This window comes from Bradyrhizobium sp. HKCCYLRH1030, from assembly GCF_051168395.1.
Taxonomy (GTDB): domain Bacteria; phylum Pseudomonadota; class Alphaproteobacteria; order Rhizobiales; family Xanthobacteraceae; genus Bradyrhizobium.
The window spans coordinates 638,183-652,814 of sequence record NZ_JBNPUY010000001.1 but is presented as its reverse complement, the minus strand read 5'-3'; the positions used below and the strand labels follow the sequence as shown (position 1 = coordinate 652,814).

Below are 14,632 nucleotides of genomic sequence, written 5' to 3'. Positions count from 1 at the left end.
GAGACAAGACCTCGAAAGCAAAGCGTCGTGATGGCGTTCGGGTTCCTTTCAGAGCCGCAGCAGACGATACGGCGCGTGGTCTAGCGCTCCGCGGCGTGCAGCACCGGCGCGCTCAACAGCTCGTTGATATGCGCCGCCGTCTCCGCCTGCATCGCCTTCTTCAGCATGATGTCGCGTTCGGGGCCTGCGGGAAGACGTGCTGCCGCCTCGCGGGCAGCGGCTGCAGCCTGCTGCAGCCGCTGGCGGAACGACACTGTCTGCTTGCGCCGGTTCCGGGTGACCTTCATGGCGAAACTCCTGTTGATCCTCCGAACATGAGTCTGCTGCCCTGCCGAGGGGCTGTCGCTAACACACGTTAGCGTGCACTTCACTATCCCTGGAGGTCCCGTCGGAACCCACGATGAGTGTTGTGGTGCTGATTAGTTGTTCGAGCGATCGGGGTCATTGCCCGGAACGCTGAGATGCACCTCGTGGCCTTGCTTGATGGCCAGCGTCGCAGCTGATGCAGCGGATTCGAACGCAGCCTCTTTGGTCGCGTAGTCGCCATGGGCGTTGCCGTCATGCAGCACGCTCCAATGATCGCCGACTGCAACGATGGCGTATTGAGCCAGTCCCATATCGTCCTCCATTCTTCGCGTCATTCGGCTGAAGGCCGTCAGCCGCCGGATGCCGTGACGCGCCAGACCGTATTGCCGACATCGTCGGCAATCAGCAGGGCGCCGGTCTTGTCCACGGCGAGACCGACCGGCCGGCCGCGCGCCTCGTTCCGATCATTGAGGAAGCCGGTCACGACGTCCTGGGCTTCGCCGTTCGGCTTGCCGCCATCGAAGGGGACGTAGACCACCTTGTAGCCGTTCAACGGCGTGCGGTTCCAGCTGCCGTGCTCGCCGACGAACGCGCCGCCGCGATAGGCCTGCGGCAGTGCGCTGGCGGTGTAGAACGTCATGCCGAGCGGCGCGACATGCGAGCTGAGCGCGTAGTCCGGGACGATGGCCTTTTCGACCAGGTCCGGCCGCTGCGGCTGCACGCGGGGATCGACATGCTGGCCGTAATAGCTGTATGGCCAGCCATAGAAGCCGCCGTCCTTCACCGAGGTCATGTAGTCGGGCACGAGGTCCGGACCGATCTCGTCACGCTCGTTCACGACCGTCCACAGCGCGCCGCTCTGCGGCTCGAAGCTCAATCCGTTCGGATTGCGCAGGCCGCTCGCGAATACCCGCCAGCGTCCCGTGGTGCGATCCACCTCGAGAATGGCGGCACGGTTCTTCTCGGCCTCGATGCCGTTCTCGGTGATGTTGCTGTTGGAGCCGACGCCCACATAGAGCAACCGGCCGTCGGGGCTCGCCACCAGGCTCTTGGTCCAGTGATGATCGATCGGGCCGCCCGGCAGCGCGGCAAGCGTCGTGCCCGCATCCTTCATCTGGGTTTCGCCCGGCGTGTAGGGATATCGAACGATGGCGTCGGTGTTGGCGATGTAGAGATCGTTGCCGACCAGAGCGATCCCGAACGGCGAATTGAGATGGTCGATGAACAGGCTCTGCTGCTCGGGAATGCCATCGCCATTGGCGTCGTGCAACAATGTGACGCGGTTGCTCGCTCCGGTGTTGCCGCCCGACGTGGCCCAGGATTCGACGAGGGCCATCACGAGATCCTTCGGCCGTTTCGCCGGCGCCGGGGGCGGCGCTTTCGATTCCACCACCAGGACGTCGCCGTCCAGCAGCGTGTAGAGCGAGCGCGGATGCTGCAGGCCGGTCGCGAGCGCCTCGATCTTCAGGCCCGGCGCGACTTTGGGAGTCTCGCCCTGTTTCCAGCCGACCACCGTGGCGACGTTCATCGGCGGCAACAGGTATTGCGTCAATGCGGGCAGCTTGACGTTGGCGCCGATCTCGGCGTTCGGATCGCCGCCTTCGTTGCACGCGGTGAGACCAAGCGCGGATATTCCGAGCAGGAGGGCTGTGAGCAGAGGCGCGAGGCGGGAGGAGCCGGACGGCGTCATCGTGCGACTCCCACCCTGTGACGATACACGAGCGACCAACCGAGCCAGCCGGTGACGGGCAGGATCAGCACCGTGACGAGCGACAGGATGAGGCCGGTCGGCACGACCGAGGTCCAGGCATCGCGTGAATGGACCAAGTTGTTGAAGAAGGCCAGCACCAGGGCGATGAGGTTGCCGGCCATGTGCGGCCAGGCCGGTGCCTGCGACCGGATCAGCCGATTGCCAAGGAAGTCGATGAGCCCGGCGATGCCGGCCAGCACGCCCATGATCAGTCCGACCAGCAGCAGCCAGGCGGAGATATCCGCCCACATGATTTCAGCGGTCCGCCAATAGGCGATGTCGGTGACGAACGCTCCGATGAAGCAGACGATAGGGAACGGCACCAGCATCGGATGGATCGGATGCCGTGCGATCTGCGCCGTTGGCTCCGGGGATGGTCGGGTGGTTTCGGCGGTCGCCACGGCGGTCTCCTCGATTGGACCTGTTGCAGCGTGGAGAACCGTCGGCCTCAACAGGTGTTCCGATGACACCGACGGATTTGGCGTGGCGCTCACGCAACGTCACGCGACGGCCGCCGCCGCCCGGGCGCCCGTGCCGGCGTGTCGGTCAGCGGTCCTGTTCAGCGGACCGGTGCCGCGCGCGCTGTCGCCGGCCGCGTCGTTGCGCGGCGCCGTCGGCGCGGGTGCGGGCGGCTGGCTCTGGCTGGGCGCCGTGCCGGTTGTCTGCCGGCTCTTGGTTTGGACCCCGGGGCGACCGTTCGCTCCCGGTGCCGTCGAACCGCGGGGCAGCCGGCCCCTTCTCAGCCCGCCGCCTTGGGTCTACCCGGCCGGCCGATAGCCTGTTAAGCAACTGCGCAGGACGGGGCGGTCCCCGCGGATACGAGACTGAGAGGAAGCGGCAATGATTCAGACGGTCGGCATCATCGGAGCAGGCACCATGGGCAACGGCATCGCGCAGGTGTGCGCCGCCGCGGGCGTTCCGGTCGTCATGGTCGACATCTCGGAGCAGGCCGTGGCGCGCGGGCTGGCGACGGTGGGCTCCAGCCTCGATCGCCTGGTCAAGAAGGAGAAGATGACGACCGCCGACAAGGACAGGGCGTTGTCGCTCATCACCGGCACCGCCGACAAAGCGAAGCTGTCGAACTGCGACCTGGTCATCGAGGCCGCCACGGAGAACGAGGAGTTGAAGCTCAAGATCCTCAAGGACCTCTCTGCCGGTCTGAAACCCGAGGCGCTGATCGCGACCAACACCTCCTCGATCTCGATCACCAAGCTGGCCACCGCCACCGACCGGCCCGACCGCTTCATCGGCATGCACTTCTTCAATCCGGTGCCGATGATGGCGCTGCTCGAACTGATCCGCGGCCTGCAGACCTCGGATGCGACCCATGCGGCCGCCGCCGATTTCGCCAAGCGGATCGGCAAGGTCGCGATCACCGCGAAGAACAGCCCGGGCTTTGCCGTAAACCGCATCCTGTGCCCGATGATCAACGAGGCGATCTTCGCGTATTCGGAAGGCATTGCCACCGCGGCCGACATCGACGAGGGCATGAAGCTCGGCTGCAATCACCCCATCGGTCCGCTGGCGCTGGCCGATCTGATCGGTCTCGACACGATGCTGTCGGTGATGGAGGTGTTCTACAACGGCTTCAACGATCCGAAGTATCGGCCGGCGCCGTTGCTGAAGGAGATGGTGGCCGCAGGCCAGCTCGGCCGCAAGACCGGCAAGGGCTTCTACGACTACAGCAAGTAGCTGCGGCAGATTGCTTCGGCGGCGGGTGGCGCCTGCACCCGCCGTGCATCAGGCGATGAAGGATTTCGTTCGGGGATATTGGTCGGGGACATTGGGAATGCGGCGATGCCGCGAGCGGGTATCTCGGCTGCCATTGGTCAACTGATTGCTGCACGCGATCGACTGATCACACGTTCCAATGTTCGCGTTGCGCAGTATCAACCCGAGTATCGGGCCTCAAGCCGCAGATAGCTACAAAGCTCGCGCTGAAGTGATCCAGATGGACGGCACAGCGCCGGGCGGGCAAGGGGCCATGCCTCGCTGATGCAGCCCACTAAGCCGCGACCCGGCGTGCCGTTCGTGATTTGCCGCTATGCGATGGTCCGAAGCGAGTCCCGTCGCACTCAGCGGATCTGGTACGGAGGTGGAGTCATAGAACCTCCCTGCAATCAGATGGTTTGTTGTCGTTCGGACATCGCGGCGTCGTCAGGAACGGCCACCGAGATTGGACGACGCGGTTATCGTCCTCCCGGCTGCCTGTGCTGTCAAGGCGCATCCTGACGCATTGATGAATTCGGCGTTACGGGGCGTCGATACTGCGAGTGCAGGAAAACTTTGATCACGCGCTGGTCTGATGACAAATCCGTGCAAATCACTACATGAGGGTGGCCGAGCCGTGTCGGTCGAAGAAGGTTCGCGATTGCGCCCGGTCGAGCGCGCGTCGTCCGCAGCGGCGGAGACGATCAGCATGTTTTATGTAGGCGTAGTGCTTGGGGGCGACAAACGGGCTGCACGGCGCATTGATGTGGCGCGTTAGACGGCCCAAAGTCGTCAGCGACGAAGCTGAAGGTTCCGGGAACCAAAGAATTCGTGGTGTTTTGTTTGCCGCGAGAAGCAAGGCAGGAGAACAGCGATGAGAGCAGTTGGCATTACTCTGGCGACGGTCGCCCTGTTTGCGGGGACTTGGCCCGCTCTGGCAGCGGAGCAAGACACGGCGGGCATGGTCACGGGGATCAACCGTCTCAACGGCACGATCGCGATCAAGCGCGTTCCCAACGGGACCGTCGGTGCCAACACGGCCGGAGCGGCCCAGGAGTTCAAGATCAAGGACAATGCCATGATCGAGAACATCCACGCCGGCGATCGCGTGACGTTCTCGACGTCCGACGCCGCCACACCGACGATCGTCAAGCTCGACCGGCAGAAATAGCCGACATAGCCGGATCGAGGGCGCGATGAGGCAGAGGCAGTGCGGTGCTCTCCGCGGTTGGGGCGTATGGCGTCTCGGGCTCTGGGCGATGATGGTCGTCGGGGCCTGCACTATTGCGAATGCGGCTCCGACCGACCTGTACCAGGCGCAGACGGTCGTGACCGGTCAGGGCGAGGACAATCGCCGGGCGGCATTTGCAGCATGTCTGGAAGACGTGCTGATCAAGGTGTCCGGTGCATTTCAGCTCAGGAACGACGCAAGGCTCGCGCCACTCGAGGCGCGGGCAGCGGAGTTCGTCACCGGCTTCGATTATCACGATCAGATGTCGGGCAAGCCGAAGCACGACGAGCAGGGCACGCGCGACCGTCCGTATGACTTGACTGTGTCATTCGATCGCGCGCGGATCGATCAGTTGCTTGCGAGCTTGAACATCAAGCCGTGGCCAGCGCCGCGCCCGTCGATTGCCGTGATCGTGGCGATGACGTCGGGCGGTCGTACTTTCTTCGTTGCATCCGACGACCGGAGGACCGATCTGCAGCGCGACGCGCTGCGCGCAGCGGCCGTCAAGCGTGGACTCGAGATCGCTCTGCCAAGCGCCTCCGAGGTCTCGAAGGCCGCCATTGAGCGGACCAAGTTGAACGATGTCCAGTCCGCGGCGGTTGCGCCGTGGTTTCCCGGCGCTGATGTCATGCTCTTTGGCGATCTCACCTGGGACGATGCCGAACTGGGCTGGGTCACGCAATGGCGCCTCGATCGCGCTGGCAAGCAAGATCGGTGGCAATTCCGTGGCGTGACGTTCGACGAAGCATTTCGCCGTGCTCTCGGTGGAGCAGCGCAACTCCTCTCCGACAACGGAGCGCCGTGAGGTTGCCGCGATAGTCTGCAACCATCCCCGTGGACCGGATGCCTGAGCCGCGCATGCGGGGCGCGAGAGTCTCGCGCCCGAGCTCGCTCGGGCAAACAGACAGGAGGGCGCCCGTGGTGAAACTCAGACCGTGTCTCGTTGCTGCGCTGTTGATTGTCACGCCCGCCTCGCTGGCGGTGGCCGCGCCGGGCCTGGTGCGCACCGCGGCCACCATGCGCGCAGGACCCGGCCCCGGTTTTCCCGTCGTCGAGCGCATTCCAGTCGGCGCCAGGATCACCATCCATGGCTGCATTCAAGGCGGCGCATGGTGCGATGTCAGCTTCGGAGGCGAACGCGGCTGGGTCGCGGCGCGGACGCTCGCCTATCTGTATCGTGAGCAGTACGTCTACCTGCCCGAATATGTCGAGTACGTGCCGACTGTCGGCTTCACGCTGACCACCTATTGGAGCAGCTTCTATTTCGGACGGCCTTGGTATCATCGGCACGCGTTCTGGAACCGCTACTGGCATCGCCATCCGCCGGTCATCGCGCAAAATCCGCCTCAGCCTGGCATGACCCCGGGGATGCCGGGTCGTGGTCCCGGCGGGATGATCCAGCCTAGCGCCGGAGCGGGCGCGGTCGCCGGCACGGGCCAACGATCCGGACCGCCTTCGGGCATGCAAGGTCGTGTGCCGCCTGCGACTGCCGCCGGCCCCGGCGCACCTCCGGTCGTGGTTGGTGCTCCCGCTCGAGCTGCAACGCCACCCATGGTGCAGCCATTGATGAGCCGAAGCAGCGGTGCGCCGCAGAGCGCCCGCGCGCAGATGGGCGGCATGCGCATGATCGGGACTTCGCCGCAAATCGGCTTGGCGCATATCGGGGGCGGCCCCGCCATGGGCGCTGCGCGTGTCGGCGTCAGCGGCCCTCGCGGCGGCGGGCGTTCCGGCCCGGACGGTGGTTTCCGTCGGCACTGAGTCATCAGCGCTGCCCTGGTGTCCGGATTGTGAAGGTGGCGTGCCGGCCGGCGCTGGCGAGGGCGGGCGCGATGACTACATGGCTGTCACTCCTCGGTGCCTCCATTGTTCTCGCCCATCGTGAAAAAGCCCGTGCTCGCTTTCCTCCTGCTCATCTTCGTGCCCATCTCGCTGTCGGCCGCGAACTATCTGCGCGGCGATCGTCGCGGCAGCTGGCAGACTGCGGACCGTTCGAGCGCGGGCCTGCTGCCATCGCCGGCGCAGCATGCCGACGCGATGGTGCGCGTATTCGCTGCGCGCACGGTGCGTTGGCGTGGCATCTTCGCGGTCCACACCTGGATCGTCGTGAAGGAGAAGGGCGGCCCGCGCTACACCCGCTACGACTACACCGCGTGGGGTGAGCCGATCCGGGTCGATGGCTTCGCGCCCGATGGTCGCTGGTTCGGTGCATTGCCGGAGACAGTGCTGGCCGTCGACGGCGATGAAGCCGAGCGGGTGATCCCGAGGATCCGCAGCGTGATCGAGAACTACCGCTTCCGCGCCTATGGCGACTACAACGCCTGGCCGGGGCCGAATTCGAACACCTTCGTGCAGGCGGCGCTGAACGCGGTTCCTGAGCTGAACGCCGTGCTGCCGCCAACCGCAATCGGCAAGGACTTCCCCTTTGACGGCTGGTGGGGGCGCACGGCCTCCGGGACCGGTCTGTTCGTATCGCTCGGCGGCTATCTCGGTGTCACCGTCGGGTGGATCGAGGGCGTCGAGCTGAACTTCTTCGGGGGAGTTCTCGGCGTCGATCTGCGTCGGCCGGCGCTGAAATTTCCCGGGATCGGCCGCCTCGGCATGCGAGCGGTCTGAGGCCCGCGATCTGCCTGTCAGGCACTGGCTGGCATGCTGCTTGCTGCGACCCTCTTCAGCGCGCCTGTGATGTCGCGGATGCGCCAAGAACGCCGGGCGAGGCGAGAAGAGGCGGATGATGAGCACGTTGTTTGCGATCTGCGCGACCTATGAGGTGGACGATGGCGCGGCGCGGGGCTTCGTTCTCCAGCGCCGCGAGCCCGACGGCAGCGCCAAGCCTTGGCCGATCCTGGTCACGCGCAAGGGCAACAATTTCTATGGCTTCGAGAATGCCTGCCCGCATCAGGGCGCCCGCCTCGACAAGCACCCGGGCGAGTTCATGGACGAGGAAGGCAATTTCCTCGTTTGTGGCGAGCATGGTGCGCAGTTCGACCTCGATACCGGACAATGCTTCATCGGGCCCTGTCAGGGCCGGACGTTGGCTCCAGTCGAGCTTGTGATCGACGACGGTGACATCTGCCTCTCCGGGATCGATCTGGACGAGGAGGACGGCCTCGACATCGACGATCCCGAGGATGACGTGCCCGAGGTGCAGATCACATCGGACTGAGGCCGAGGGCCGGCGGCCGCGGCCGGGTCAGCGCTTCTTCCGTTCGGCGCGGCTGTAGTTGCTGAGGTGCCCCTCGCGTGCTGCCTGGCTGCGCGCCGCCTTGATCAGGCCGGGGCTGCGCGCTGGCGGCGCCGGTAGCGAGGGCAGGCGGGTCAGCTTGCGACTGCCGCAGGTCGGACAGACCGGCCTTTCAGAAATCCCGATCAGCAACTCGATATCCTCTGCGCAGGCTGCGCAATGGAAGCTGTAGAACGGCATGACGTCATCCCTCATTGTCGCTGAGGGGCGTTGCACGAAGCGGGCCAGCGCCATTGCGCATCGAATTCGCCGATTCAGGGCGCGTTTGCACGCTGACGGCAGCGTTTTTTGCTGCGCATGTCCCGAATGCGACGCGACTGGGGTCGAACATTCGACAGCAGTGCAGAGCTCTTCCGCCTGGCCGGCCGGCCCCGGATATCCGGGCGCCAGCCGGACGGACAAAGCGGATCAGGCGTTGGTCTTCGGCACGTACTTGCCGGCGACACACTTGTAACTCTGCAGATGCCACTCGTGATAGGGACCCTTGGACATCCAGTCTGCGATTCCGATCTGCGCGCTGACGGCGCAGGATGTCATCGTGATGCCGGACATCTCGCTGTTGGTGACGACCTTCTCCATGCAGAGCTGGCCGTTGCATAGCATTGCGACGAGAGTGACGAGCACGTTGATTCTGCCTCCAAAGAGTGGGACCCGGTCAGGATCGGGAAAGCAGAGTTCATGCCAAGTTATGAATCCACGCCGTGCTGCTACGGAACGGATTGCTACGGGTGTCACTTCATGACCACAGAAGCGTGACGGATTCACTGCTTGGATCACGCAGCGTTCGGCAACCGGCCTGCGTTTGCTGCTCGATCAATTGGCGATTTGCCCGTGTTGTGCTGTTCGGCCTGAGTGCCGGGCCTGAGCCGGACCTGTTGCGTCAAATAACAGGCAGCGCCTGCGCAGTCCTGCGGCGCCCGCGGACATTGTTTTCGGTCTTCGGGCGGAATATCGCCGTTCATTGGGTGAATCAGAGTTCGATTCGCAAGGGTGTTTGCAGACGAACCGCCGATTCCCCGCATGATATTTGGCCGGATGCCAGACTTTCCGGTGGCGCTGATACCGACGCCCCGATGCCCAGTGCTGCGAGCCTCCGGTCCGTCAGGCCTCGTTCAATCCGGCACCTCGATCGGTCAGGATCTTCTGCCCCTTCGCCGTCAGCTCGTAGATGTCGCCGTCCTTGGCGACATAACCTTCGCGGATCAGTCCATCGAGTTCGTCCTGCCGGTCGGGCGAGAAGGCGATCGCCTGGCCGATATCCGAAAGCGTCGCGATCTGGTCGTCCGTCAGCATGGCCATCCTCCCGTTGTTGATCCGAACGCCATGGCGTCGCGAATGTTCCGGGAGCACTAGGCTCTACGCCTTGCGCACGAACTCCGACTTCAGGTTCATCTGGCCGATGCCGTCGATCTTGCAGGCGATGTTGTGGCCGTCGCTCGCCTCCTGCAGGCGGATGTTGCGCACCTTGGTGCCGCCCTTCACCACCGACGACGATCCCTTCACTTTCAGGTCCTTGATGACGATGACGCTGTCACCGTCGGCCAGAACGTTGCCGTTGGCGTCGCGGATGCTGGCGTCGTCGCCGGCCGATGCCGCAACGGCGGCGTCGCCGCTCCATTCATGGCCGCATTCGGGACAGACCCATAGCGCGCCGTCCTGATAGGCGTGCTCGGAGCGGCATTGCGGGCAGGTCATTGCGTCGGTCATCTCATCCTCGGGCGCGGGCAGAAGCGTAGCGCAGCGTTAGAGGCTCGGATGGAACCGGGCAAGGAAAATCCCGGGGAGGGCAGCGCGCGGCGCAGATGGGCTGCGCGCCGCCATCGTCGGTCGGCAGCGTCACGCCGCCTTGCGCTCGGGGGTTTTGCTGGCCGGCCCGGTCTCGGCCGCTTCCATCGCCCGGAGATAGGTGTCGAGCAGCGTCTCGTGCTCGTCGCGCTCGTCCTGGTCCTGCTTCCTGAGCTTGATGATCTCCTTCAGGATCTTGACGTCGAAGCCTTCCCCCTTGGCCTCGGCGAACACTTCCTTCTTCTGCTCGTTCAGCTCCGCCAATTCGCCATCGAGGTGCTCGATCCGCTCGATGAAGGACCGGATGCGCGCGCCGGGAATGCCGATCTCTGACATGGTGACTCCTGTACTAATGGGACGGAGAAAATGCGCGGCAGTTCGTTGCCAATGTCTTAACGGGCGCGCTTTGCCCACATCAGTGAATCCGACGTGCTTAACGCGGAACCGGGCGGGCTGCGATGTTGCCGAGCGGGCGCCATGCGCTAGCTCTGCTCCGCCGCCGAGAGCTTCTGAAACTGCTTCTTCATCGCATTGACGCGGCCGAGATAACCGGCGACCGAATGGTCGCCGCAGCGCTCGCCATCCGCCGGCTTGAAGCCACGGCGCGCGAACCCGGCCGCCGGCCCGGCGCCGCACAGATGAATGACGGCCGCGAGATCCTGCCGCTGCTGCGCGCTCGGCTTGGCGCCAGGCTGCCGCGCGAGCACGGCAGCGACCTGGCGGTCGAGCGAGATCACCGTGAGCGCCACCGCATGCGCCGGCCATGCGCGGACGTACAGGCTCGGCGACCCACAGCCGTCGCTGACCACCTCGTGATCCCGGATGCAGAACCGTGCGGCGTCGGCAAAGGCGCCGTCGGTCATCTGGAACAAGCCGACGGCGCTGGACGCCGGCTGATACAGCGCGAACGGATTCCACGCGAAGCGCCAGCGCCAATAGGTGCGCGCCACCGGATTGCCCGAGCTCTCGGTCTGCGCCAGTGCGGCGAGCAGCTCCGGCGTGATCAATCGTGTCGAGCTCTCACGGAACAGCGCGCCATATTGGCGCCAAGTCTCCTCCGGCTCCTTGTCGAGCGAATGACCCGTCACCACGAACAGCTCGGTCGGCTTGCGCAGCACGTGATAGGCCAGATTGACCAGCGCGAAGGTCACGAGCAGCACCAAGGCGCCGCAGGCGATCTTGATCCACCGCGGCGCCGCGCTCACCGTCCGGCCCAGCCACTGCGCACCGCGCCCCGCGATTCGCTTCGCATCGCGCCGCAGCGCGCGCCAGCGGCTGCCGCGTTGCGGCTTGCGCATTTTTTGTTGGCGTGGGGCAGGGGATTTCGGCAACTGATTACCTCGGCCGCCGGTGTGCCGGTCCATGGTTAAGGAAGAATTTGCGCAATCGCGTCATCCTGCCACTTTCTGGTGTGGGGCGGGGCGTGATGAAGAAATCGGTCAGTACTCTGCTGATGGTGCTGTTGTCGGTGCTGGCGGCGGGCATCCTGGTGTCCACGGCGATCCTGATGAGCGGCGCCGCGGGCCGCTATCGCGAGAGCGTCGCGACCGAGCAATTGACCGCGGCCGACAAGGCGATCTTCCAGAACGTCCTGGTCATGCGCGCCCACCGCGGCGACATCCAGAGCGTGCTGCTGAGCGAGGACGATCCGCGCGCCAAGCTCACCGAATATCAGGGCATCGAGGCCAAGGGCTATGACGGCATCGTCGCCGCGCTCGCCGGCGTCGACATGCCCGAGCGCGACGACCTCATGGCCGGGTTGAAATCGAGCTGGGACGCCACGGTTCCGCAGTTCAAGCTGTTGTTCGATGAAGCCGCGAAGCCGCGCTCCGAACGCGTGCTGGCGCGTACGCAGGCCTGGTACCAGGCAATGACCAAGACGCTGGACGTCGCCAACGCTGCCTCGCTCGCCGTCTCGAACCGCGCCTGGATGACCGATCCGGCGATCGCCAAGATGGTGCAGGCGCGGCGGCTGGCCTGGCAGGTCCGCGACCGCTACGGCCTGCAATGCTCGGCGCTGCGCCCCAACATCAACGCCTCCAAGCCGCTCGACGACGCCCAGAAGGGCGCGATCGCGCAATGGCGCGGCACCGTCGCGGCCGGCTGGTCCGGGCTCGACGACCTCCTGGCGGGGGGCGGCAGCACCGGGCTCGCCGGGGCCGTGAAGACCTCGCGCACCGAGGTCGAGGCCGCCCATGAGCGCATGGACCAGCTCACCAAGGGGTTCGACGGCAGCGGCAAGCCGGCGATGCCGGCGCCGGAATGGAACGCGTTCTGCCAGGGCCCGTTCGCCGGCATCATCGCCATCGGCATGACCGCGCTCGACGGCTCGATCGCGCGCGCCGAGGAGATCAAGACCGCGGCGCTGAGCAGCCTGATCGTCCAGTCGCTCGCCTTCATCACCGCGCTCGTGGTGGCCGGCCTGGCGCTGCGCGCGGTGCGCGTCCGCCTGATGCGCCCGGTCGGCGTCCTGATGCAGGCGATCCAGCGCATCGGCCAGCGCGACTACCAGACGCCGGTGCCGCAATTCGCTCATGCCGACGAGTTCGGCGCCATGGCTGCCGCCCTCGAGGGCCTGCGCGAGAGCGCCGCCACCGCCGAGCAGCTGTCGCGCGAGCGCGAGCTCGACCAGGGCCGCCGGCTGGAGCGCTCGCAGGCGATCGACAGCGCCTGCAAGAGCTTCGACGACACCGTGCAGGCGGTCATCGTCAGCATGGGCAACTCGACCGGCCAGCTCGATTCCAGCGCCGGCGAGGTCCGCAAGCTGGTCGATGAGTCCACCGAGCAGACGGCCGCGGTCGCCAGCGCCGCGGAGACCGCGACCACCAATCTCGAGACCATCGCCGCCGCCACCGAGGAGCTGACCGCGTCGGTCTCCGAGATCGCGGCCCAGGTGCAGGCCTCGGCGGCCGATGCGCGCCAGGCGGTGGAGAAGGCGGCGCAGACCAACGCCACCGTCGAGATGCTCGACCGCGCCGCCAACCGCATCGGCGAGGTGGTTAAGATGATCACCGCGATCGCCGCGCAGACCAACCTGCTGGCGCTCAACGCGACCATCGAGGCGGCGCGCGCTGGCGAAGCCGGCCGCGGCTTCGCCGTGGTCGCCGGCGAGGTCAAGAACCTCGCGGCGCAGACGGCGACCGCGACCGACGACATCACCCGCCAGATCGCCGAGATCCAGGCCGCCACCGGCGAGTCGGTCGAGGCGATCCGCGCCATCAGCCACAACATCTCCAGCATCGACGAGAAGATGACGGCGATCGCCGCGGCGGTCGAAGAGCAGCGCGCCGCCACCACCGAGATCTCGCGCAACTTCCAGCATGCCGCCCAGGGCACCCGCGCCGTGACCGACACGATCGGCTCGGTCGCAGCGCTCAACCGCCAGACCGGCAATGCGGGCGCGGCGATGGTCGATTCCGTCCGCCGCATGTCCACCGATGCCGATCGTTTCCGCGTGGCGGTGGAGGGCTTCCTCGGCACCGTGCGCAAGGCGTAGCATCGCCAAGCGGGCGCGATCCCGCGACGCAGATGGCGCCCGAGCCTTGCCGGTCGTCGGCCCTCTGAAGGGAGAGGGCGCGGGGAATGCCGGGCGCTGGCCGCACCCATGGCCCGCCTGCAGAAGATAAGCAGGCGGCAGTCACCACAGGTTCAGCCGAAGCATCCCGGCATTCCCCGCGCGATGGTTTTCACGCTTATGTCGCGATCTCCCCGGTGTCCGGCTTGTTAGCCACCGTCGCGCGGCGCGATCATCATCACCACCGCACTTGGCGCCAGCTTCGGGGCGCCAGGACCACGCGTCTTCACGTCCGCAAGCGTGCCGTTCGTCGGCGGGCCTCGAGCCCGCTGCGGCACACTCACAGCCACCGCATCTCCGGCCCACGTCTCGTGACGATCGCGATACGCCCCTCTCGGCGGGCCGGGATGGGCGTAGACAATCATGATTTTTGAAAAAGCGAAAGTGATTTATTTTTCACCGAAGGACTGGACAGGCCAGATCAGCTTGAGGCCGCTGATGAAAATGGCCTGTCGGCGCAGGCGGATTTTCGCGTCATTGCCAGCCGACGGGTCCGCGCCAAGGCGCAGCCCGTGGCAGGATCCGCGGCACTCCAGAATTCTCGTGCCGCCCTGGATTGCTTCGTCGCCTTCGGCTCCTCGCAATGACGAGAGTCCGTAGGGCGGGGTTTGGCGCAGCCGTAACCGCCGCCTGCGGAGGAATGGCGGATCACGCTGCGCTGATCCGCCCGACGGCTCCGTGCGCGGACGGAACAGTTCGGGCACCCCGCCGGTTGAGGCAGTTTCAGACCCATCATCAGCCATGAAGGAGACGCGTCATGCAGGACATCAGGGAACACATGGAAGTCATCGGCGCCGACGGCGCGCATGTCGGCACCGTCGACCGCGTCGACGGCAACCGCATCAAGCTGACCAGGAAGGACAGCGGCGAGGGCAGCCACAAGGGGCATCATCACTTCATCGACAAGGGTCTCGTCGCCGGCGTCGAAGGCGACAAGGTGCGGCTGTCGGCCATCGGCGCCGTCGCGGTGACGATGGAGGAGGAGACCTAGCCTGGTCGCGATGCGGAGCGCGTCGGCTGCGCCGCGAGTTGCGT

The 14,632-nt window shown here is 65.8% G+C and carries 19 protein-coding genes; 8 read left to right on the top strand and 11 right to left on the bottom strand.

The window, feature by feature from the left end:
* Positions 1 to 80 precede the first annotated feature (80 nt).
* The 4 genes from ACQR1E_RS02925 to ACQR1E_RS02910 all read right to left on the bottom strand — a co-directional run bounded on the left by ACQR1E_RS02925 (position 81) and on the right by ACQR1E_RS02910 (position 2,457).
* The gene (locus ACQR1E_RS02925) at positions 81 to 287 is read right to left on the bottom strand and encodes a hypothetical protein (RefSeq protein ID WP_315712284.1); all 207 of its coding nucleotides are present in this window, start codon (positions 285 to 287) and stop codon (positions 81 to 83) included.
* Between the two features lie 132 nt (positions 288 to 419).
* Positions 420 to 617: a hypothetical protein gene (locus tag ACQR1E_RS02920; RefSeq protein ID WP_315712282.1), complete on the bottom strand. Its 198-nt coding sequence runs from the start codon at positions 615 to 617 to the stop codon at positions 420 to 422.
* 38 nt (positions 618 to 655) lie between these two features.
* Positions 656 to 1,996: a PQQ-dependent sugar dehydrogenase gene (locus ACQR1E_RS02915; RefSeq protein ID WP_434896643.1), complete on the bottom strand. Its 1,341-nt coding sequence runs from the start codon at positions 1,994 to 1,996 to the stop codon at positions 656 to 658.
* Positions 1,993 to 2,457 (bottom strand): DUF2231 domain-containing protein, encoded by a 465-nt coding sequence (locus ACQR1E_RS02910; protein WP_315751734.1) that lies wholly within the window; start codon positions 2,455 to 2,457, stop codon positions 1,993 to 1,995. Before ACQR1E_RS02910 ends, ACQR1E_RS02915 begins: the two co-directional genes overlap by 4 nt.
* Before the next feature lie 439 nt (positions 2,458 to 2,896).
* Between ACQR1E_RS02910 and ACQR1E_RS02905 the strand changes: the two genes are divergently transcribed.
* The 6 genes from ACQR1E_RS02905 to ACQR1E_RS02880 all read left to right on the top strand — a co-directional run bounded on the left by ACQR1E_RS02905 (position 2,897) and on the right by ACQR1E_RS02880 (position 8,160).
* Positions 2,897 to 3,748 carry a 3-hydroxybutyryl-CoA dehydrogenase gene (locus ACQR1E_RS02905; protein ID WP_315751733.1) on the top strand — a complete coding sequence of 284 codons (852 nt, stop codon included), beginning with the start codon at positions 2,897 to 2,899 and terminating at the stop codon, positions 3,746 to 3,748.
* Positions 3,749 to 4,640: 892 nt separating this feature from the next.
* On the top strand, positions 4,641 to 4,937 hold the full coding sequence (locus tag ACQR1E_RS02900; protein ID WP_315712278.1) for a copper-binding protein: 297 nt from the start codon (positions 4,641 to 4,643) through the stop codon (positions 4,935 to 4,937).
* A gap of 88 nt (positions 4,938 to 5,025) precedes the next feature.
* Entirely contained in the window at positions 5,026 to 5,802 is a 777-nt protein-coding gene (locus ACQR1E_RS02895; RefSeq protein ID WP_316170436.1) for a DUF2066 domain-containing protein, read from the top strand.
* A 113-nt stretch (positions 5,803 to 5,915) separates the two neighbouring features.
* On the top strand, positions 5,916 to 6,755 hold the full coding sequence (locus ACQR1E_RS02890; protein WP_316170437.1) for an SH3 domain-containing protein: 840 nt from the start codon (positions 5,916 to 5,918) through the stop codon (positions 6,753 to 6,755).
* A gap of 132 nt (positions 6,756 to 6,887) precedes the next feature.
* Entirely contained in the window at positions 6,888 to 7,610 is a 723-nt protein-coding gene (locus ACQR1E_RS02885) for a DUF3750 domain-containing protein (RefSeq protein WP_315751730.1), read from the top strand.
* 115 nt (positions 7,611 to 7,725) lie between these two features.
* A complete protein-coding gene (locus tag ACQR1E_RS02880; protein WP_316191222.1) occupies positions 7,726 to 8,160 on the top strand; it encodes a Rieske (2Fe-2S) protein in 435 nt (144 codons plus the stop codon).
* Positions 8,161 to 8,187: 27 nt separating this feature from the next.
* Here the strand turns inward: ACQR1E_RS02880 and ACQR1E_RS02875 are convergent, their stop codons facing one another.
* From ACQR1E_RS02875 to ACQR1E_RS02850, 6 genes are all read right to left on the bottom strand, one after another.
* Positions 8,188 to 8,418 carry an FmdB family zinc ribbon protein gene (locus ACQR1E_RS02875; RefSeq protein ID WP_316170438.1) on the bottom strand — a complete coding sequence of 77 codons (231 nt, stop codon included), beginning with the start codon at positions 8,416 to 8,418 and terminating at the stop codon, positions 8,188 to 8,190.
* Between the two features lie 228 nt (positions 8,419 to 8,646).
* Positions 8,647 to 8,862 (bottom strand): hypothetical protein, encoded by a 216-nt coding sequence (locus ACQR1E_RS02870; protein ID WP_316170439.1) that lies wholly within the window; start codon positions 8,860 to 8,862, stop codon positions 8,647 to 8,649.
* A 477-nt stretch (positions 8,863 to 9,339) separates the two neighbouring features.
* Positions 9,340 to 9,531 carry a hypothetical protein gene (locus ACQR1E_RS02865; RefSeq protein ID WP_315712266.1) on the bottom strand — a complete coding sequence of 64 codons (192 nt, stop codon included), beginning with the start codon at positions 9,529 to 9,531 and terminating at the stop codon, positions 9,340 to 9,342.
* Positions 9,532 to 9,594: 63 nt separating this feature from the next.
* Complete coding sequence (locus ACQR1E_RS02860) at positions 9,595 to 9,945, bottom strand: zinc ribbon domain-containing protein YjdM (protein ID WP_315751729.1); 351 nt, start codon at positions 9,943 to 9,945, stop codon at positions 9,595 to 9,597.
* A gap of 129 nt (positions 9,946 to 10,074) precedes the next feature.
* Complete coding sequence (locus ACQR1E_RS02855) at positions 10,075 to 10,359, bottom strand: DUF2312 domain-containing protein (protein ID WP_315712263.1); 285 nt, start codon at positions 10,357 to 10,359, stop codon at positions 10,075 to 10,077.
* Between the two features lie 146 nt (positions 10,360 to 10,505).
* Entirely contained in the window at positions 10,506 to 11,321 is an 816-nt protein-coding gene (locus tag ACQR1E_RS02850) for a transglycosylase SLT domain-containing protein (protein WP_434896642.1), read from the bottom strand.
* A 128-nt stretch (positions 11,322 to 11,449) separates the two neighbouring features.
* Between ACQR1E_RS02850 and ACQR1E_RS02845 the strand changes: the two genes are divergently transcribed.
* Positions 11,450 to 13,519, top strand: coding sequence for a methyl-accepting chemotaxis protein (locus ACQR1E_RS02845; RefSeq protein ID WP_434896641.1), 2,070 nt, complete (start codon positions 11,450 to 11,452; stop codon positions 13,517 to 13,519).
* Between the two features lie 467 nt (positions 13,520 to 13,986).
* Here ACQR1E_RS02845 and ACQR1E_RS02840 read toward each other — a convergent pair whose 3' ends face one another.
* Positions 13,987 to 14,340 carry a hypothetical protein gene (locus ACQR1E_RS02840; protein ID WP_434896640.1) on the bottom strand — a complete coding sequence of 118 codons (354 nt, stop codon included), beginning with the start codon at positions 14,338 to 14,340 and terminating at the stop codon, positions 13,987 to 13,989.
* A gap of 14 nt (positions 14,341 to 14,354) precedes the next feature.
* Here ACQR1E_RS02840 and ACQR1E_RS02835 point away from each other — a divergent pair, with 14 nt between their 5' ends.
* On the top strand, positions 14,355 to 14,588 hold the full coding sequence (locus tag ACQR1E_RS02835; RefSeq protein ID WP_434896639.1) for a DUF2171 domain-containing protein: 234 nt from the start codon (positions 14,355 to 14,357) through the stop codon (positions 14,586 to 14,588).
* Positions 14,589 to 14,632: the final 44 nt, after the last annotated feature.